This is a genomic window from Gemmatimonadota bacterium (genome assembly GCA_016719105.1).
In the GTDB taxonomy this organism is placed as follows: Bacteria; Gemmatimonadota; Gemmatimonadetes; order Gemmatimonadales; family Gemmatimonadaceae; genus SCN-70-22.
In genome coordinates, this window is record JADKAQ010000001.1 from 79,154 (window position 1) to 97,133 (window position 17,980).

A 17,980-nucleotide genomic window follows, 5' to 3' on the forward strand; every position below is an offset into this window, starting at 1 on the left:
GCTCGTGCCCGTCTGGCTAACGCAACTCCAGTTCCACGCCCCCTGGCTCCTGCTGGCGCTTCTCGCCCTCCCGCTCTGGTGGTGGTGGCGCCGACGTCGCCAGCCTCCGGCCATCACCTTCTCGCGGGTGGCCGTCCTGGCCAAGGGACCGCGCACCGGATCGTGGATCTCACGCTCCCTCATGGTGTTGCGTAGCCTCGCCCTGGCCGGGTTGGTCCTCGCCATGGCCCGCCCGCGGGTGGCCGGGCGCACCGAGCAGTCCAACAGCGAAGGGATCAACATCGTTATCGCCTTCGATATCTCGAGCTCGATGCTGGCCGAGGACTTCCAGCCGCAGAACCGGTTGGAGGTTGCCCGCGACAAGGTGAAGCAGTTCGTCGGCATGCGGGGGAGCGACCGGATCGGGATCGTGGCCTTCTCGGGCGAGGCGCTCACGCAGGTCCCGCTCACGACCGACTATCCGGTCGTCATCGCCGCCATCGATAACCTGCAACCGGGGCAGTTGGAGGATGGGACGGCGATCGGGACCGCAGTCGCGACGGCGGCGAACCGGCTGCGGACGGCCCCGGGACGTTCGCGTGTGATCGTGCTCCTGACCGACGGGGTGAACAATCGCGGGGCCATCGATCCGCGCACCGCGGCGCAGGCCGCCGCTGCCTTCGGGGTCAAGATCTACGCGATCGGCGTCGGGACTGAGGGGATGGCGCCGGTTCCCGTTGGGCGCGGTGTGTTCGGGCTTCGGTACGAGAACCGGCCGGTGGAGATCGATGATGCCCTGCTGACCGAGATCGCCCAGAAGACGGGCGGTCGGTACTTCCGGGCGCGAGACGCGGCCGCCCTCCAGCGCATCACCGAAGAAATCGACCGCCTCGAGCGCACGCCGGTTCGCACGCGGGTGTACACGCGCTTCGCGGAGCTGTATCGCTGGCCGTTGGCGCTCGCGATGCTGGCCCTTTTGTTGGAGCTGGGGATCACGGCGTGGAAGGGGCCACTGCCTTAGGCTCGGGTCTCTCGCAGTGCTATAACCACTTCCGGTTCCGGAACAGCCAGATCAGCCCACCGCCTAACACCAGCTGTGCCACCACGATGAGCTCGAAGCCGTACGGGTGCTGAGAGAACGGAATACGGGAGAAGTTCATCCCCCACATGCCGCTCACCACCACGAACGGAATGCTGAGCGTCGCAATGACCGAGAGCCCCTTGGTCACGACGTTCAACCGATTCGAGACCTGGCTCAGGTAGCTTTCCATCGTGCTGCTCAACAGGTCGCGATACGTTTCGAGCGAGTCGTTGATGCGCAGCATGTGGTCATAGATGTCGCGATAGTACAGCTGCACGTCGGCGGGGAGGAGCGGCGACGGGCGGTTGGAGAGCACGTTGAAGATCTCGCGCTGCGGCGCGAGATAGCGCCTGAGCGACAGGATCATCCGCTTCACGGAAAAGATGTCGCGCAGCGACTCCTCGTCGAACGAGCCGAAGACGCGCTCCTCGAGCGAGTCCAGGAATTCGTCCACGCGATCGAGGATCGGGAAGAACGCGTCGACCGCGGCGTCCATGATGTGGTGCGCGAGACGGGCGGGACCACGCGAGATGAGGTCGGGCGTACGAAGCGCGACTTCCGCGACCCGGTCGATGTTCGGCGACGGACCGGAGTGCACCGTCACGAGGAACGACGGGCCGAGGAAGAAGTACAGGTTGGCCGTCTCCATGTCGTACGGATCGGTCGTTTCCTCCTGGAATCGCACAACACGCAGCGTGACGAAGAGGTAGCCGTCGTACTGTTCGACCTTGGGACGACTCATCGGGTTGAGCACGTCCTCGATGGAGAGCGGATGGAAGTTGAAGACCTTTTCCAGCAGGGCGAGCTGCTGTCGGCTGTTCGAGTCGATATCGACCCACAGCGTCCCCTGGGCCTCGCGGACGGCGTTGGCGATCTCGCGCACGTTGAGTTCGCGATGCACCGATCCTTCGCCCACCGCGTGAAAGCAGCGCGGGAGTCGCGAGTCGGCCGCCGCGCCGCCGTTCATCGCGCCATTCACCGCGCTGTTCGCCGCGCTGTTTACCGCGCCACTCACCGCGCCGGAAGCTCAGCCGGGGGTCGCCGGTCCGTCGGGGGATTGGTGGGAACGGAGTCGCTCACGTGGTCACATCTCGGGGGAACGCCGACGTGCGTGTCAGGAGGAGTCCCGGGTCACGACGGGCGTGCTGAACGATTACATTGCCGACTGTGATAGTCAGGATAGCCGATAAGGATGTGGCGGCGGCCACGGTCGAAGGGGTCACCCGGCGGTTTGGGCGTCGGTGGGCGCTTCGCGGTGTCTCTCTGTCGGTGTCGTCCGGAGAAGTTGTGGGGATCGAGGGGCACAACGGAAGCGGAAAGAGCACGCTTTTACGCATCCTGTCCACGGCCATCAAGCCGACGGGGGGCGTTGCCCGGGTCTTCGGAGCCGATGTCACGCGTGAGGCGACCCGCGTGCGCGGCCACATCGCCTTTCTCACGCACTATCCTGGCCTGTACGACGACCTCACGGCGGAAGAGAACCTTCGCTTCGCCTGCCGCATGCTCGGCGAGGACTATTCGCGCATCCCGGCCTGCCTCGAGCGCGTCGGGCTCCTGCGCGAGGCGAAGGAGACCGTCCGCACCTTTTCGGCCGGGATGCAGCGGCGCCTCTCGCTCGCGCGCCTCCTCCTGCAGCGTCCGCAGCTCCTCCTGCTCGACGAGCCGTACAACAACTTCGACCCCGCCGGAATCGCGCTGGTGAACGACGTCGTGCGTGAGACGCAGGCCTCGGGCGGATCGGCCATGATCGTCTTGCACGATCGTCACAGCGCCGGCGACATGCTCGACCGTCTCGTCTGCTTCCGGCAGGGGATGATCGACAGCGACTTCTCGCTTCGGGACTCGGCGACGGGCGCACGCCCCCACGCGGAGACGCTCGCCCCTGCCGTCGCGGAGGGGGTGTCGTGACCTGGAAGGATGAATGGCGGCGGGTGTGGGCCATCGTGTGGAAGGACCTGACCACCGAGCGCCGTTCCAAGGCCGGGCTCAACGCGGTCGCCTTCATGGGGATTCTGGTCCTGCTCCTGTTCGGCTTTGCTCTGGGCCCGGACACCGAGGCGCTGCGCAACGCCGCCGCCGGCGCCCTCTGGCTGGCGATCCTCTTTGCGGGAGTGCTCGCGTTCAACCGCTCGTACCAGCTCGAGCTCGACGGGGGGGCGCTCGAATCGCTCCTGCTTTATCCCGGCGCGCGTTGGGCGATCTATGCGGGGAAGCTGATCGCCAACCTCGTCTTCGTCCTCATCGTCGAGGCCGTCGTGGTCCCCGTCGCCATGGTCCTGTATCAGGTCTCGCTCCCGCCGGGATGGCCTGCCCTCATCGGCGTGACCGTTCTCGGGACGATCGGCTTCGTGACGCTCGGGACGTTCTACTCGGCGATGTCCAGCCGTAGCCGCGCCCGCGAGGTGCTGCTCCCGCTGCTCCTCTTCCCGATGCTGATTCCGGTCCTGCTGGCGGCGGTGGAGTCGTCCGCGTCGCTGTTGGGGGGCGACCCGATGAGCGAGGCGGGGGCGTGGGTGCGTTTGTTGGGCGCATTTGATATCATCTTTCTCGTTGCTTCGCTCCTGGCCTTCGAATACGTGATCGAGGTGTAATGATGGGAGTCACCACAGCAGGCATGACAATGGCTCCGGCAGCAAAATCGCGGTCACGTGGCATGCTGATGGGGATCGGCGCGTTCGTCCTGCTCGCGGCGATGCAGGCCTGGGCGATTTCGATCAGCGTGGCCGATCGCGACATGGGACATCTGCAAAAGATTATGTATGTCCACGTCCCGGCGGCGTGGAACATGATGATTGCCTATTTCGTCGTCGCGATCGCCTCGCTCAAGTATCTCTGGAAGGGGCAGGAGAACGACGATCTCCTGGCGGCGTCGGCCGCGGAAGCGGGGGCGCTGATGACGGGGCTGCTCCTGCTGCTCGGGATGATCTGGGCCAAACCCACCTGGGGTATCTGGTGGACGTGGGATGCGCGCCTGACCTCCTCGGCGGTGCTCTTCTTCATCTACGTTGGCTACCTGATCCTGCGGGCCTTCGTCGATGATCCCGATCGTCGCGCGCAGTGGAGCGCAGCGGTCGGACTGCTCGGGGCACTCAACGTCCCGATCGTGTACATGTCGGTGCGCTGGTGGCGGACACTGCACCAGCCACAGTCGAGCCCGCGAACGCTCGACCCCAACTACACGATGGGGCTTCGGGTGAATGCCATCGCTGTGATGCTCATTCTCATCTGGTTCATCAAGCATCGTTACGATACGGCCAAGATGGAACGGTCGGCCGATCAACTGCACGAGCGGCTCGCGCTGAGCGGCCGCGGAGGGATCAATGCCTGACAATCGGCCGTTCATCATCGCGGCGTACGCGATCACGTGGATTGCCCTGCTTGGCTACGCTGTGCGCCTGTATCGCGCGCGCGCCGAGGCCGAGCGTCGCCTGCAGCGGGCGACTGAGGATCTCACTGGAGGACCGACATGAGCGGAAACATCGAGGGACGCAAGCGAGCCGCCCTGCTGGTCGCGGCGGTGATCGTCATTGGAGGGACCTTCGGGTACCTGATGTATGGTGGGCTCGACAAGAACGTCGTCTACTTCCTCACGCCGCAGGAATTGCTGGCCAAGGGGACCAAGGTGGTCGACGTTCCGGTCCGGTTAGGCGGCATGGTCGCCCCCGGTTCGGTGAAGTGGGACGCGGAGAAGCTCGACCTGCGCTTCCAGGTGATGGACGGCGTGAAGACGGTCGAAGTCCACTCGAAGGGCGCCCCGCCGCAGATGTTCCGCGACAACATGGGGGTGGTCTGCGAGGGGCGCTTCAAGAACGGCGTCTTCGAGTCGACGAACTTGATGATCAAGCACTCCGAGGAGTATCGCGCCCCCAAGGCGGGGCAGACGCCGCAGGAGATGTACAAGGAGATGTTCAAGACCCTGCGTGAGGACGCGAAGTCATGACGCGTCTCATCGGGCATAGCGCGCTGCTGGTCGCCCTCTTCGTGGCGGCCCTCGGCGTCGTGCTCGCCCCGATCGGAGTGAAGCGCGCACGACAGGACCTGGTGCGCGCGATGTATTCGGCGACCTACGCCATGTTCGCCCTCGTCACGGCGGCGACCTTCGCGATGATCTACGCCCTCGTCACCCATGACTTCAGCGTGGGATACGTCGCGCAGGTGGGGAGCCGAGCGACTCCGCTGTTCTACACGATCATCTCGTTGTGGGGGGCGCTCGAGGGGTCGATCCTCTTCTGGGCCTGGGTGCTCACCCTGTTGTCGGCGCTCGTCGTCTTCTGGAATCGTGATCGCGAAGGGGCGCTGATTCCGTACACGACGATGACCATGCTCTCGGTCAGCGTCTTCTTCCTGATTCTGCTCGCGGGGCCGGCCGATCCGTTCACGCTGATCTCGCCGACGCCGCCGGATGGTCCGGGCCCCAACCCGCTGCTGCAGAACCACATCCTGATGGGGGTGCACCCGCCGCTGCTGTACCTCGGCTACGTCGGGCTCACCGTGCCGTTCGCCTTTGCCGTCGGCGCGATGGCGGCGGGCGAGGTGGCCACCGATGACTGGATCCGCCTGTCGCGGCGCTGGACGTTAGGCGCGTGGGCCTTCCTCACGGCGGCGATCATCGCCGGGATGTGGTGGTCGTACGAAGTGCTGGGCTGGGGTGGGTACTGGGCGTGGGACCCGGTCGAGAACGCGTCGTTCATGCCGTGGCTCACCGCGACGGCCTTCCTGCATTCAGTGATGGTGCAGGAGCGTCGCGGGATGCTCAAGCTGTGGAACCTCAACCTGATCGTCGCGACGTTCGCGCTCACGATCCTCGGGACCTTCCTCACGCGTTCCGGCGTGCTCTCGTCGGTGCACGCCTTTGGTGAAGGGCCGATCGGGATGTACTTCCTGGTCGCGATCGCGCTCACACTGCTGGTGTCGTTCGCGCTGGTCGCCGGTAACTCCGAGGCGCTCGCCAGTGAAGGGCGCCTGGATGGTGTGGCGGCGCGCGAAACGGTGTTCCTGCTGAACAACCTGATGCTCACCGCCTTCACCTTCACGGTGCTGGTGGGGACGCTCTTCCCGATCATCGCCGAGGCGGCGCGCGGGGTGAAGGTCAGCGTGGGAGAGCCGTTCTTCAACAAGATGACGCTCCCCATCTGCGCCTCGCTCCTCTTCCTGATGGGAGTGGGACCGGCGCTGCCGTGGCGCCGCGCGTCGAAGGACGTGATGCGTCGGCAGCTGGTGCCGCCGCTCATCGGCGCGGCCATCGCAGCGTTCGCCGCGATTGCGATCGGTGCGCGCCAAGTCTATGCGGTACTCGCGTTTGCCTTCGCGGCGTTCGCGTTGGTTGCGAACCTGCGGGAGTACTGGACGGGCATCAAGGCGCGCATGCAACTGCGCAACGAAGATGCGATGACCGCGTTAGGCAGGTTGGTCGGGGCCAATCGCCGGCGCTACGGCGGCTACGTGGCGCACATCGGCGTCATTGCCGTCGCCGTCGCGATCACGGCGTCGTCGACCTTCCGCAAGGAATACGAAGCGACGGTCAAGAAGGGGCAGGTGATGGACGCGGGCGCCTTCCAGATGCGGCTCGTCGAGGTGTATGCGCGCGAGGAACCGCAGCGTTCGCGCATCGCGGCCAACGTCGCCGTGCTCAAGGATGGCAAGGAGATCGGCCGGCTCGATCCGGCGATGAACTTCTATCCCACCTCGCAGCAGCCCATTCCGACGCCAGCGGTGCGCAGTCGTCCCTGGGGTGACATCTACCTCAACCTGATGGCCTTCAAGCAGGACGGCTCGGATGCGACGCTCAAGGTGATCGTCGAGCCGATGGTTCCGTGGATCTGGTTTGGCGGGGCCATCATCTGCCTGGGTGCGATCATCTCGATGTTCCCCGCGCGGCGCCGGTCGGCCGCGTGGGTCGGCGCTCCGGTGCCGGCGGACGGTCGTGGAGTAGCCCCCGTCCCCAGCGCGGCGGGGATCATGGCGAGCAATTCGTTGGAGGGAGCGGACTGATGAACTGGAAGCGCGCTGCATCGGCGGCCGCGGTCGCCGTCCCGATCATCGCTCTCCTCGGGTACGGCATGACCCGAGATCCCAAGGAGATTCCGTCGCCCCTGCCAGGCCGGGAGGCGCCGACGTTCTCCCTGGCAGTCTTTGCGGAAGGGCAGGGAGGCCAGCTACGTCCGGTCGGGGACACGGTGCGCCTCGCCGATCATTCGGGTGAGGTGGTGGTCCTGAACTTCTGGGCCTCCTGGTGCCTGGCCTGTCGTGACGAGCACTCGACGCTCTCCAGCGTGGCCGAGGCCTACGCCGGGAAGGGGGTCAAGTTCTACGGGGTTCTCTACAACGATGTCCCGGCCAACGGGACGCGCTGGATCTCCGAGATGGGGGGGCAGAGCTACCCGTCGCTCAACGACCCGCGCACCCGCACGGCGATCGACTACGGGTTGTATGGAGTCCCGGAGACGTTCTTCATTGCCCGTGATGGCCGCGTGGCGTACAAGCACGTGGGACCGGTGACGGCCCAGGTGCTGGCGTACAAACTCGACTCGCTCCTGGCGCAGCCGGCCCCCGGTGGAGCGCCGCGACGTGCTCCGGGAGATTCGGCCACGTCGGTCACCGTTCCCACGTCTGGATCCTGATGCGATCGCACTGGTCGAAGGCCGCGCCGCTGCGCGCGGGACGATGCCATCTGACGTCGCTGCTCGCCCTCGCGGCGCTGCTGGTGGCCGCCCCCATCGCCGACCCGATTGCCGCCCAGGATTCCGCCGGCGCGGCGGCACAGGCGGGAGCCGCCGTGCAGGAGCGGAGCGCTCCTGTCTCCAACGATCCGGTGCTGGAAGAGAAGACCCGAATGGTGGCCTCGGAGCTTCGTTGCCCAGTCTGCCAGGGGAACAGTATTCAGGACTCGCCCTCCGAACTCGCGCAGGAGATGAAGGGGGTCGTGCGCGACCAGTTGGCCTCCGGAAAGTCGCCGGACGAAGTAAAGCAGTATTTCATCGCCAAGTATGGCGAGTGGATCCTGCTCGAGCCCAAGGCGAGCGGATTCAACCTGGTGGTGTATCTGCTGCCGCTGGTGGTGGTGGCGGTGGGAGGGTTGGTGATCTGGCGCGCGGTCAAGAAATGGACGGCGCCGGTCGAGCCAGCGGATGGGAGTGCCTAGCGAGTGCTGGTATGGCGAAGCGAATCGGACTCAAAGTCCGGTAGTTCACTGACAAACGTTAGGCGATTCTCAGGCAGGCCGCCCCGATGGGCGGCCTTTTTCGTTTTGTGTTGGCGTCGCGACACGAGTGAGGAAAGCCCCTCACACTGCAGTCTCAAGTGATCACCACCTTCATGTCAGGTATTTCCCCCGTGGCGTCAAGAAAGTACCTACGTAGTATTACGGCCAAGTGAACGATGCATTATGTGAGGATCGTTTCACGCGCTTTCTCGAGTTCTTTTTGTTCGTGTGTGAGCCATATCTGAAGGAGGAAGGGGCAATGACGAGGCGTAGAGAGTCGCACGTGGCCGCAATGGGCATCGGGATGCTGATGCTCGTTGCCGTTGGCGGCTGCGTAGACGAGAAGATCGTCTACCGGGACGGCCCTAATTTCGCGGCGCCTCCGGCGGCCGCGGCGAGCTTTCTGGGCTACAGTGACGAGGTCAACAAAGTCACGGTCTGCGGAAGCTGCCACGTAAGTCAGCAGGCGAAGTGGAAAACGACCAAGCATGCCGGTGCCTTCTCGACGCTGGAGAAGAGCGGCTCCATGCAGGGACTCTGCCAGGCGTGCCATACGGTGAACAACCTCGGCAACGCGCTGACCGACACGACCGCCGGGTGGCGTTCGACGAAGGACAACCGCTACCACGACGTGCAGTGCGAGAGCTGCCACGGCGCGGGGCTGCAGCACGTGCAGGCGCCGGCGCGCGGGCAGATGCTCCCGTCGCTCAAGCCAGACACCGCCACGGCCCAAACGACGGGTTGCGCGGAGTGTCACAGCGGCACGCACCATCCGTTCGCCGAAGAGTGGAAGCAGACGCGTCACGCGACGTCCTTCCGTCGTGCGTACAACGGGGCGACCGCCACGGCGCCTGAAGTTCCGGGTGGTCCGCGCGCGGCCTGCCAGTCGTGCCACATCGGCCAGCGCGTTCTCGAGGCGTGGGGCGTCAGCACCAACTACGTCGAGAAGTCGCAGGGGCAGACCAACGCCACTGGCCTGGGCGTGACCTGCGGCGTCTGTCACGACCCGCACGGTTCGCCCAACAAGGGGAACCTCCGCTTCGCCATCGACGCTCGCGACGTGGATGCCAACCTCTGCATGAAGTGTCACCTCCGCCGCTCGGTCCCCGACTTTAGCGGCAGCCAGAACTCGCCGCACGCCCCGCAGGGGCCGATGCTCCTCGGGTCTGCCGGCTGGTGGCCCCCGGGCATCACGGTGGATGGCGACCTCGTCGCCACGCACGGAACGGAGCGCAATCCGAAGCTCTGCGCCGGCTGCCACGTGAACAAGTACGACGTCACCGACAAGGCGACGGGCAAGTTCGTCCAGACCGTCACCGGTCACCGCTTCGCCGCCATTCCGTGCGTCGACGCCAACGGCGCGCCGACCGCCTCGCAGACGTGCACGGTCACGCAACGCTCCTTCAAGTCGTGCGCCGGCTCGGGCTGTCACGCGACCGAAGCGACCGCGCGGAACCTGATGACGGGCGCCGAGGCGGACGTCGCACTGCTCGCCAATGCGCTGCTCCCGATGCTCAACGACGCCAAGGTCCCGGCGACTGACAAGGTGGCGGGGAAGGTCTCCACGTGGCGCGGGGCAACGTTCAACCGAAACCTGGCGCTGCACCCGGGGTCGGAAGTGCACAACCCGTTCCTGGCGAAGGCGCTCCTCCGTGCCAGCATCGCCCAGATGGCCAAGGACTACGGCATCACGCCGCCCATCGCCATCCCGCTCCTGGCGCCGTACGACAAGCTGATCCTCGCACGCGGCAACTAGGCGTGCAGGGGTAGTGGACTGTCGCGAAGCGGGTGAACGATGCAACTTCGTTCACCCGCTTCGTGCGTCTCCACCCCTCGCGCGACGGTCGGTACCCCTTCTCGCTGATGCACACGCGCGGCGACGACACGCGGACTCAACCAGAAACGATCGAATTCGGATGCGAAGACTACTGATGGTCGGCGCGGCAGTCGCCGCCGTGGCCTGTGGCAAGTCCAAAGAAACAAAGCCGGTAGACAGCCTCGCCGCGGCGCTCCCGCCGGGGCATGTGCCCATCGACCAGCCCCCGGGCGCCAGCGCGCTCTCCGTGCTCGGACAAGCCCTCGTCGATAGCGGCAACACCGCGTTCCGCGAGAAGAAGTTCGACCTCGCGCTCGACTTCTATCGCAAGGCGTCGGAGTCGGACCCGACGCATGCCGCGCCGTGGTTCGGCACGTACATGGTCGGGCAGGCGATCAAGAACACCGCGCTCGCCGACAGCGCGCTGGCAATGGTTCGCGCTCGCGCGCCAGAGATGAAGGCACGTCCAGGCGGAGCGCCCGCGCTTCCGCCGGGTACGCCCGCCCCCTTCTCGCCGCATCGCGACGTGAAGACGCCGGGGACGACGTCGTAGCGAACCCGAGATCGATAGCGCGCGCGATGTTGCGCGCATGACGTTTCTCAGGGGCGTGCAGCGCGATCGCTGCACGCCCTTTTTGTAGGCCTGAAATGCCCGACGGTTGGGGGGTGATTGTCTGACTGACGCTGCCGAGACCCAGGGGCAACGTAGCGATGCGTTGTATCACCAGTTCCACCGCCGCTCCGCAGGAGGTCACATGCTCAGGGTCCGCGACATCATGACGCCCAGCGTCGTCACATTCGCCTCTGACCAGACGCTGCGCGACGCAGTGGAAGTGCTCGTCTCCTGCCGCATCGGCGGTGCACCGGTCCTCGATGGCGACAAGGTGGTGGGAGTGCTCTCGGCCACCGACATCATCGAGTTCGAATCGATCACGCCGCCGCCTGACGCCGAGCGGGAGCAGGACGTCGAGGAAGAGGAAGAAGAGGACGACGGCATCGAGGAGTGGCAGGAAGGCGACTCGCTCTCGTCGCGCTACTTCACCGACTGGTGGCCGAGTGAAGGCCCCGACGTGGCCGAGCGCTTCGCCTCGTCGAAGAGCCAGCAGTGGGACCTGCTCTCCGATCACTCGGTTGGTGAGGCGATGTCCCGCACGGTGTGCACCGTCGATGCCGCCATGGAGGTCTCCAACGCGGCGCAGCGCATGCTCGCGGCCAGTGCGCAGCGTGCCCTCGTCACCGACGAAGGAACGCTGGTCGGGATCCTGACGACGACCGACATCCTGCGCGCGGTGGCCGAGCGTCGCCTCACGGTTCGCCAGTATGTCTTCGACAAGTAGCGACGCGTCACGCAGGTGCAGGACGACGACGGGCGGCCATGTGGCCGCCCGTTCGCATTTGCGACGGCGCGTATCAGGGGGGCGGCGCTGACACGACGCGCGTCACCCACCATGTTCCCTTCTGCTGAGGCGCCATCTGGTCGCTATGCGCGGAGGTGAAGGTCCCCTCGATCCGATTCCCCGTCATGGTCCCATGAAACACGGTCGAGAGCATGCAGCCGCAGTCGGGTGACGGGTACGGCGCGAGCGTCCCCGACACGACGTTCGTGGCGACGCGCACGAAGGCGATGGACAGGACCCGCGGTGTCGATGGCATGGCCGTGACGCTGCGCGGGTCGGACGTCGACGGCGCCATCGAACGAGGGACCATCACCACGTCACCGAACGCGGTGTCGGTCCCGGCCTTCAAGCTGAAGCTGATGCTCCCGCTGCGCCCCGTCTCGGCGCTACTGTACTCGCCGCTCCACTCGCCCGTGAGCACCGAGATCTCGCGCTGGGTGCCGACGACGTGGACGGGCGACGGACGGATCGCGCAGGCGGCGACCAAGAGGAGCGCGGATGGCGCGAGGTGGAATCGCATGGAACCTCCAGGGATGTGCTGCCAATGCACGATGCCCTGGGGACCGGCAAAGTTGCATCGGGTGCCCTACCTGAGGAGTGTCGGCGGATGAAGCCGGTCGCGTCGTCGCGGGGGGCCACCATGCTGCGGGCGTCGGTGCTGCCGGCGGCCGCGCTGCTGGGGTTGCTGGCGGGGGGGCTGGCGTTCTGGATGCAAGGCGCCCCCCTCGCGACCGGCATCTGGTTCGGCGCGCTGGCACTGACCGGGGCACCCGTGCTCATCCGGACGACGATCGCCGTCCTGCGTGGCCACTTCGCGACCGACGTGGTCGCCGCCCTGGCCATCGGGACGGCGCTCGCCTTGCGCGAGCCGCTCGCCGGGCTCGTGGTGGTCCTCATGCAGACAGGGGGCGAGGCGCTGGAGCGCTACGCCGAGGGCCGCGCGTCGGCCGCCGTGCGTGCACTCGAGGATGCGGCCCCGCGCGTCGCACACCGGGTGGCGCAGGGGCGCGAGGACGATATCGGGGTCGAGGCCGTGGCGGTGGGCGACTCGCTGGTGGTGCGCCCGGGCGAAGTGGTCCCCTGTGACGGCGAGGTGGTGGACGGTCGGTCCGACGTGGATACCTCGCGCCTCACCGGCGAGCCGCTTCCGCGTGCGGTGGCGCCGGGGGCCTCGGTCATGAGTGGGATGCTGAACGGCAGCGGCGCGTTTGTCATGCGCGCCACGGCACGATCGGGGGAGAGCCAGTATGCCCGCATCGTGGAGCTCGTGCGCTCGGCCGAGGCCTCCAAGTCGCCCTTGCAGCGCCTGGCGGACCGGTACGCCAGATGGTTCACCCCGGTCACGTTGCTGGTCTGTGCCGTGGCGTGGCTGGCCAGCGGCGACGTGACGCGCGTGCTCGCCGTCCTGGTCGTCGCGACACCATGCCCGCTCATCCTGGCGACGCCGGTAGCCATCATCGGCGGGATCAACCGGGCGGCCACCCGCCACATCATCGTGCGCAGCGGCGCGGCACTCGAGCGCCTGTCGGATGCGCAGATCGCGGTCTTCGACAAGACCGGGACGATCACCGAGGGGCGCCCGCGCGTGCACCAGGTGGTCGCGCTGGATGGGATGACGGAGGGGGAGGTGTTGCGGCTGGCGGGAGCGCTCGAGCAGCGGGCCGGTCACCTGCTGGCGCGCTCCACCGTCGAGGCGGCGCGGGCAGCCTCGACGACGCTGCCGACACCACACGACGTGCGTGAGGCACCGGGGCGCGGCGTCGCGGGTGAGGTGGAGGGGCATCACGTCGTCATCGGTGCCCGCCGCTTCGTCCTCGAACAGGTGGGGCTGGACGCCTCGGCCGTCACCCCGCTCGACCAGGATGTGTCGGTGCTGCGCGCCTTCGTGGCGGTCGATGGGGCATTACGCGGGGCGATCGACTACGACGACCGGGTACGTCCCACCGCGCGGGCCCTGCTCGAGGTGCTCCCGTCGTTAGGTGTGCGGCGGACGCTCCTCCTCTCGGGCGACAATCGGCAGAACGTGGAGGCGGTCGCGCGCGCCGTCGGGATCGGCGAGGCCATCGGCGACCTCCTGCCGGGGGACAAGGTCGACCGGGTCGCCGAGCTCTCGCGTCGCGAGGGTCGCGTGATGATGGTGGGCGACGGGACCAACGACGCGCCGGCGCTGAGCCGCGCCGACGTTGGGATCGCGCTCGCTGGGCACGGCGGCGGGATCACCGCCGAGGCCGCGGACGTGGTCATCCTCGTGGACGACCTCTCGCGCGTGGGCGAGGCGATCCGCATCGCGCAGGCGACGTTGCGCATCGCGAAGCAGAGCATCCTCGTCGGGCTCGGGCTCAGCTCGGCCGGGATGGTCCTGGCGGCGCTCGGGTACCTCCCGCCGGTGGCGGGCGCGGTGGCGCAGGAGGCGATTGACGTGGCCGTGATCCTGAATGCGCTGCGAGCCAGCCGGGTCGCCTATTCGGCGTGATGGGGAGGGAGGGCGTGGCCCCGACGTCGCGGCCGCGGCTGTCAGGGAGTTGTCAGAACGCGCCGCGACGCGCCGGCTCACGCGTTATGGTAGGGCGCCCCGCATTGCCCCCGTCCCGGTGGCAGGCGGGGCGGTCACGCACTAGCCTCCGTCATGCCGCCGCGTCGCGCCCGAGCCACCCCCACGCGCGTTACCCTCCTCGTCGTCCTCCTGTCGGCGACCGTCCTCGTGGCGGCGCGCCTGGCATACGAGGCGCACGTGGCTGCGCGTGCCGAGCGGGTGACGGCAGAACGTGCGTTGCGGGACTACGCCGCGATGGCGGCGTGGGAGTTTCGCTCCGAGGCACGGCAGCGGCTCGAGGCGGAGGCGCTGAAGGCGTTAGGCACGGTGATCGTGGGGTTGGCGCCGTCGCCGTACGAGCCGCCGCTCCCGCTCCCGGCGCTGGCCGCGGCCAGCGAGGGGGCCTTCCCCTGCGCTCGTGGCGACTCCGACTCGGCGCGGATCCTCGCCCGGCTCGACCTGCGCAGCGGGGCGAGCGCCGTCCATCCTCCCACCGTGTCGCCGGCGGCGCAGCAGGCGGTACTTGGCGCGCTCGCCCGCGCGGGGCGCGCGCTGCCGGTCCCCGAGGCGCCGTGGCGAGTCGACTTCGTGGACGTCGCGGGGACGCGTCGTGCGGTGGTGATGGGGGTGCGCTTCGCGCGGCTGGGGACGCCGCTCGCCGTCTACGCCATCACCGTGTGTCCGTCGGCGGTGGAGCTCCGGATCCCGGCGTCGGTGATGCGCGAGCATCGCCTCCTGCCGGCGGTCACGGCGGGACCGGCTCCCAACGACTCGTTGCTGGCGGTGCGACTCGTCAGGCAAGACGGTGCCGAGGTGTTGCGACTGGGGACCGACGATGGAGCCGGCTACCGCGCGGCGGCGGAGTGGAGTGACGCGGCGCTGTCCATCCAGGTCGCGCTGCGCCGCGACGCGGCGGGACGGCTCGCGGTCGGGGTGCCGGCGCGCTCCAACGTGACCTTGCTGGTCGGGCTCCTGGCGCTCACCGCCGCGCTGGGCGCGGTGGCGCTGGTGCAGATCCGCCGCGAGCATGAGCTGGCGCGGCTGCGCGCCGACTTCACGTCGAGCGTGTCGCACGAGCTGCGCACACCGCTGGCGCAGATCCTCCTGTTCGGCGAGACGCTGTCGCTCGGACGGGCGCGCACGCCGCGCGAGGCGCGGCAGGCGGCCGAGACGATCGTGCAGGAGGCGCGGCGCCTGATGCAGATGGTGGACAACATCCTGCACTTTGCGCGGGCACGGCGTGGCGCCGCACCTTTGCAGCTGGCGACGCTGCCGCTGGGCGACATCGTGCGCGAAGTGGCGTCGGGCTTCGCCCCGCTCGCCGAGGCGGCCGGAGGGACGCTCACGTGCACCGTGACCGGAGCGCCGTGGGTACGCGCGGATGCCGGGGCGATCCGACAGGTCCTCCTCAACCTGCTGGACAATGCGCTCAAGTACGGGGCCCCGGCGCGAGGGATTCGCGTGGAGGCGTGGCGCGAGGGGGACGACGCCATCGTGCGCGTCGACGACGCCGGCGACGGCGTCCCCGTCCAGGATCGTGCGCGCATCTGGTTGCCCTATGTGCGCCTGACGAGCGGCGGCGCCGGCGCGCGCGGCGGGAGCGGGCTGGGCCTCGCCGTCGTCCAGGAGTTGGCGATCGCCATGCACGGCCGCGTCTGGGTCGACGACGGGAGCCGCGGCGGCGCGGCGTTCCATGTCGCGTTGCCGCTGGCGGTGGCGTCGGGCGTCGATTCACCCGACCGGGTGGCGTGATGACGACGATCCTCGTGGTGGAGGACAACGAACGGCTGGCCACCGGGCTGCGCAGCAACCTGGAGTTCGAGGGGTATCGCGTCGTGGTGGCGGGGACGGCAGAGGAGGGGCTCCGCTGCGCGAAGGACGCGTCACCAGACCTCGTCCTTCTCGACCTGATGCTCCCCGACGCGGACGGCTACCGCGTCCTGCGCGACCTGCGCGAACGCGGGAACGACGTGCCGGTGCTCGTCCTCACGGCGTTGGGCGAGGAGGCGGACAAGGTCCGCGGCTTTCGCTTTGGCGCGGACGACTACGTCACGAAGCCCTTCGGGCTGATGGAGCTCCTGGCTCGCGTCGATGCGCTGCTGCGGCGCGCGCGGCGTGGCGGCGCCGGTGAGGGGCGGCGCGACCTGGGCTTCGGAGACGTCGTGGTCGACGAGGCGACCCGCTCGGTGCGGCGCGCGGGGGGCGACGTGGCGCTGCGCCCCAAGGAGTTCGACCTCCTGTGCGCCTTGCTGCGTCGCCAGGGCGAGCTGGCGACGCGCATGGAGCTGCTGCGCGAGGTGTGGGGATACGACGACTCCGTGATGAGTCGGACGGTCGATACGCACATCGCCGAGCTCCGGCGCAAGCTGGAAGCGGATCCGGCGTCGCCACGGCACATCCTGACCGTCCTCAAGGTGGGGTACCGGCTGCAGCGCTGACCTCGGCAGGCCCGCGGACGCGAGGTCGTGGTGCCGCGTGGACTCGGGCCAACTGGATTCTCCCGTGCGGCTTTGCCCGACAGTGGATGTCGGACTCCCTCACGCGTCGTGGGTGCAGCGACGACAGACGCCCTCGGAGCGCGGAGGCACTATCCGGTCAAGCTGTGTGGTGGCCGCAGGGTGCGGCCCCCCGGTGAAGCAGCGGAGGTGTCACGATGTCAACCGCACTTGAGACTCCCCAGGCTGGGGTGGCTGCTGTGTCGGGAGATCACAACCTCCTGGGCCCCATCATCGTCGCCACCGACGGCACCTCGTCGGCGAGCGCGGCGCTCACGGCTGCCGCGCAGTTGGGCGATCGTTCAGGGGCCAACGTCATCGTGCTGGCCGTGCTCGAACCGCTCCCTTTGGTGGCGGCTGACTACGGGCTCCTGCTCCCCCCGGCCGAGACCGATGACGCGCGTCGCACCGCCCTCACGCAGCGCGTGCGCGAACAGGTCAACGAAACCGCCGGCCCGCACCCCAAGTGGGACGTGCTGGTGCGCGATGGCGATCCCGCTGCGGTCATCGCGCGCACCGCGCGAGAGCAGGGGGCCCGCCTGATCATCGCGGGGATCGGGCATCACGACCTGCTCGACCGCATGTTCGGTGGCGAGACGGCGTTGCACACGTTGCGCCTGTCGCGCGTCCCCGTGCTCGCGGTGGCGCCAACGTTCGTCGCGCTCCCGCAGCGCTTGGCCATCGCCATCGATTTCAGCGAGTCGTCGATCATCGCGGCACAGACCGCACTGACGCTCCTGCCGTCGGCGACGATGGTGTATCTGGTGCACGTGGCGCCACGGCTGGAGCTCCAGCCCGAGGCCTACGCCGCGTGGATGTCGGACTACAGCGAAGGGGTCGAGCCGGCCTTTGCTCGCGTGCGTGCCCGGCTCGAGATCCCCGCGGGGGTCACCATCGAAACGATGACGCTCACCGGCAAGCCGACCAAGGCGCTGCTGGAGTTCGCGAAATCGGCGCACATCGATGCGATCGTCACGGGGAGCCGGGGGGCGGGGCTGGTCGACCGCATCCTGGTGGGGAGCACGGCGACGGGGCTCATCCGCGGCGCATCGTGCTCGGTCTTCGCGATGCCGACGCCCATGGGTTCGGTGCCGCCGCGGTCGCCCGAAGGGGTGCCTGACGAGATTCCGGAACACGAGTGGGCCGCGTGCCTCGAGGCCTTCACGCGTCGCAACGCCGGTCGCGTGGCCACCCTTGAAGTCGACGACCCGGAGTTCGGCGCGCAAGCGCAGCAGCACGATTATCCGTTGGTAGGTGCGGCGTACGATCGCCACGATCGTCGCATCGAACTGATGCTGGGGGACATGGAGAACTCGACCCGGCACCTGACACGTGGCATCGGCGATGTTCGGCACCTTGACCTCCTGAAGGATGCCTCCGGCCGAGACTGGGTTCTTCGAATTGCGCATGGCTCAGGACAAACCATCCTGACGCTCGCTCGCTGAGGGGGCGCGCGGGTCCGAGAAAGGGGTAACCCA

The 17,980-nt window shown here is 68.0% G+C and carries 18 protein-coding genes; 16 read left to right on the forward strand and 2 right to left on the reverse strand.

Features of this window, described 5'->3' with window-relative positions; translation table 11 throughout:
* Positions 1 to 4: 4 nt before the first annotated feature.
* A complete protein-coding gene (locus tag IPN47_00315; protein ID MBK9406499.1) occupies positions 5 to 1,000 on the forward strand; it encodes a VWA domain-containing protein in 996 nt (331 codons plus the stop codon).
* A gap of 19 nt (positions 1,001 to 1,019) precedes the next feature.
* On the opposite strand, the gene corA is transcribed toward IPN47_00315, so the two are convergent.
* Positions 1,020 to 2,075, reverse strand: a complete 1,056-nt coding sequence (corA, locus tag IPN47_00320; GenBank protein MBK9406500.1) for a magnesium/cobalt transporter CorA — start codon at positions 2,073 to 2,075, stop codon at positions 1,020 to 1,022.
* A 179-nt stretch (positions 2,076 to 2,254) separates the two neighbouring features.
* Here corA and ccmA point away from each other — a divergent pair, with 179 nt between their 5' ends.
* From ccmA to IPN47_00375, 11 genes are all read left to right on the forward strand, one after another.
* Positions 2,255 to 2,968 (forward strand): heme ABC exporter ATP-binding protein CcmA, encoded by a 714-nt coding sequence (gene ccmA / locus IPN47_00325; protein ID MBK9406501.1) that lies wholly within the window; start codon positions 2,255 to 2,257, stop codon positions 2,966 to 2,968.
* The gene (locus tag IPN47_00330) at positions 2,965 to 3,651 is read left to right on the forward strand and encodes a heme exporter protein CcmB (GenBank protein MBK9406502.1); all 687 of its coding nucleotides are present in this window, start codon (positions 2,965 to 2,967) and stop codon (positions 3,649 to 3,651) included. The genes ccmA and IPN47_00330 overlap by 4 nt, the downstream gene beginning before the upstream one ends.
* Before the next feature lie 62 nt (positions 3,652 to 3,713).
* Complete coding sequence (gene ccsA, locus IPN47_00335) at positions 3,714 to 4,388, forward strand: cytochrome c biogenesis protein CcsA (GenBank protein MBK9406503.1); 675 nt, start codon at positions 3,714 to 3,716, stop codon at positions 4,386 to 4,388.
* The gene (locus IPN47_00340; protein MBK9406504.1) at positions 4,381 to 4,530 is read left to right on the forward strand and encodes a CcmD family protein; all 150 of its coding nucleotides are present in this window, start codon (positions 4,381 to 4,383) and stop codon (positions 4,528 to 4,530) included. Before ccsA ends, IPN47_00340 begins: the two co-directional genes overlap by 8 nt.
* Complete coding sequence (gene ccmE / locus IPN47_00345; protein ID MBK9406505.1) at positions 4,527 to 5,000, forward strand: cytochrome c maturation protein CcmE; 474 nt, start codon at positions 4,527 to 4,529, stop codon at positions 4,998 to 5,000. Before IPN47_00340 ends, ccmE begins: the two co-directional genes overlap by 4 nt.
* Positions 4,997 to 7,051 carry a heme lyase CcmF/NrfE family subunit gene (locus IPN47_00350; protein ID MBK9406506.1) on the forward strand — a complete coding sequence of 685 codons (2,055 nt, stop codon included), beginning with the start codon at positions 4,997 to 4,999 and terminating at the stop codon, positions 7,049 to 7,051. The genes ccmE and IPN47_00350 overlap by 4 nt, the downstream gene beginning before the upstream one ends.
* Positions 7,051 to 7,680, forward strand: coding sequence for a redoxin domain-containing protein (locus IPN47_00355; GenBank protein ID MBK9406507.1), 630 nt, complete (start codon positions 7,051 to 7,053; stop codon positions 7,678 to 7,680). The genes IPN47_00350 and IPN47_00355 overlap by 1 nt, the downstream gene beginning before the upstream one ends.
* Complete coding sequence (locus tag IPN47_00360; GenBank protein MBK9406508.1) at positions 7,680 to 8,201, forward strand: cytochrome c-type biogenesis protein CcmH; 522 nt, start codon at positions 7,680 to 7,682, stop codon at positions 8,199 to 8,201. Before IPN47_00355 ends, IPN47_00360 begins: the two co-directional genes overlap by 1 nt.
* A gap of 319 nt (positions 8,202 to 8,520) precedes the next feature.
* Positions 8,521 to 10,017: a hypothetical protein gene (locus IPN47_00365; GenBank protein MBK9406509.1), complete on the forward strand. Its 1,497-nt coding sequence runs from the start codon at positions 8,521 to 8,523 to the stop codon at positions 10,015 to 10,017.
* Positions 10,018 to 10,177: 160 nt separating this feature from the next.
* Positions 10,178 to 10,630 (forward strand): hypothetical protein, encoded by a 453-nt coding sequence (locus IPN47_00370; GenBank protein MBK9406510.1) that lies wholly within the window; start codon positions 10,178 to 10,180, stop codon positions 10,628 to 10,630.
* A 202-nt stretch (positions 10,631 to 10,832) separates the two neighbouring features.
* Positions 10,833 to 11,414: a CBS domain-containing protein gene (locus tag IPN47_00375; protein MBK9406511.1), complete on the forward strand. Its 582-nt coding sequence runs from the start codon at positions 10,833 to 10,835 to the stop codon at positions 11,412 to 11,414.
* A 73-nt stretch (positions 11,415 to 11,487) separates the two neighbouring features.
* Here IPN47_00375 and IPN47_00380 read toward each other — a convergent pair whose 3' ends face one another.
* The gene (locus IPN47_00380) at positions 11,488 to 11,994 is read right to left on the reverse strand and encodes a hypothetical protein (protein ID MBK9406512.1); all 507 of its coding nucleotides are present in this window, start codon (positions 11,992 to 11,994) and stop codon (positions 11,488 to 11,490) included.
* Positions 11,995 to 12,081: 87 nt separating this feature from the next.
* On the opposite strand from IPN47_00380, the gene cadA reads away from it, so the two are divergent.
* The 4 genes from cadA to IPN47_00400 all read left to right on the forward strand — a co-directional run bounded on the left by cadA (position 12,082) and on the right by IPN47_00400 (position 17,947).
* Positions 12,082 to 13,947, forward strand: a complete 1,866-nt coding sequence (gene cadA, locus IPN47_00385; GenBank protein ID MBK9406513.1) for a cadmium-translocating P-type ATPase — start codon at positions 12,082 to 12,084, stop codon at positions 13,945 to 13,947.
* Between the two features lie 153 nt (positions 13,948 to 14,100).
* The gene (locus IPN47_00390; protein ID MBK9406514.1) at positions 14,101 to 15,759 is read left to right on the forward strand and encodes a HAMP domain-containing histidine kinase; all 1,659 of its coding nucleotides are present in this window, start codon (positions 14,101 to 14,103) and stop codon (positions 15,757 to 15,759) included.
* Positions 15,759 to 16,445 (forward strand): response regulator transcription factor, encoded by a 687-nt coding sequence (locus tag IPN47_00395; protein MBK9406515.1) that lies wholly within the window; start codon positions 15,759 to 15,761, stop codon positions 16,443 to 16,445. Before IPN47_00390 ends, IPN47_00395 begins: the two co-directional genes overlap by 1 nt.
* Before the next feature lie 215 nt (positions 16,446 to 16,660).
* On the forward strand, positions 16,661 to 17,947 hold the full coding sequence (locus IPN47_00400) for a universal stress protein (GenBank protein ID MBK9406516.1): 1,287 nt from the start codon (positions 16,661 to 16,663) through the stop codon (positions 17,945 to 17,947).
* Positions 17,948 to 17,980 lie beyond the last annotated feature (33 nt).

Excerpts from the sequence above, each read along its gene's own strand:
- IPN47_00350 (MBK9406506.1), top strand. The coding sequence starts at position 4,997 with ATGACGCGTCTCATCGGGCATAGCGCGCTGCTGGTCGCCCTCTTCGTG.
- IPN47_00380 (MBK9406512.1), bottom strand. The coding sequence starts at position 11,994 with ATGCGATTCCACCTCGCGCCATCCGCGCTCCTCTTGGTCGCCGCCTGC.
- cadA (MBK9406513.1), top strand. The coding sequence starts at position 12,082 with ATGAAGCCGGTCGCGTCGTCGCGGGGGGCCACCATGCTGCGGGCGTCG.
- IPN47_00390 (MBK9406514.1), top strand. The coding sequence starts at position 14,101 with ATGCCGCCGCGTCGCGCCCGAGCCACCCCCACGCGCGTTACCCTCCTC.
- IPN47_00360 (MBK9406508.1), top strand. The coding sequence starts at position 7,680 with ATGCGATCGCACTGGTCGAAGGCCGCGCCGCTGCGCGCGGGACGATGC.
- ccsA (MBK9406503.1), top strand. The coding sequence starts at position 3,714 with ATGCTGATGGGGATCGGCGCGTTCGTCCTGCTCGCGGCGATGCAGGCC.
- IPN47_00375 (MBK9406511.1), top strand. The coding sequence starts at position 10,833 with ATGCTCAGGGTCCGCGACATCATGACGCCCAGCGTCGTCACATTCGCC.
- IPN47_00355 (MBK9406507.1), top strand. The coding sequence starts at position 7,051 with ATGAACTGGAAGCGCGCTGCATCGGCGGCCGCGGTCGCCGTCCCGATC.
- ccmE (MBK9406505.1), top strand. The coding sequence starts at position 4,527 with ATGAGCGGAAACATCGAGGGACGCAAGCGAGCCGCCCTGCTGGTCGCG.
- IPN47_00340 (MBK9406504.1), top strand. The coding sequence starts at position 4,381 with ATGCCTGACAATCGGCCGTTCATCATCGCGGCGTACGCGATCACGTGG.
- IPN47_00400 (MBK9406516.1), top strand. The coding sequence starts at position 16,661 with ATGTCAACCGCACTTGAGACTCCCCAGGCTGGGGTGGCTGCTGTGTCG.
- IPN47_00395 (MBK9406515.1), top strand. The coding sequence starts at position 15,759 with ATGACGACGATCCTCGTGGTGGAGGACAACGAACGGCTGGCCACCGGG.
- IPN47_00365 (MBK9406509.1), top strand. The coding sequence starts at position 8,521 with ATGACGAGGCGTAGAGAGTCGCACGTGGCCGCAATGGGCATCGGGATG.
- IPN47_00370 (MBK9406510.1), top strand. The coding sequence starts at position 10,178 with ATGCGAAGACTACTGATGGTCGGCGCGGCAGTCGCCGCCGTGGCCTGT.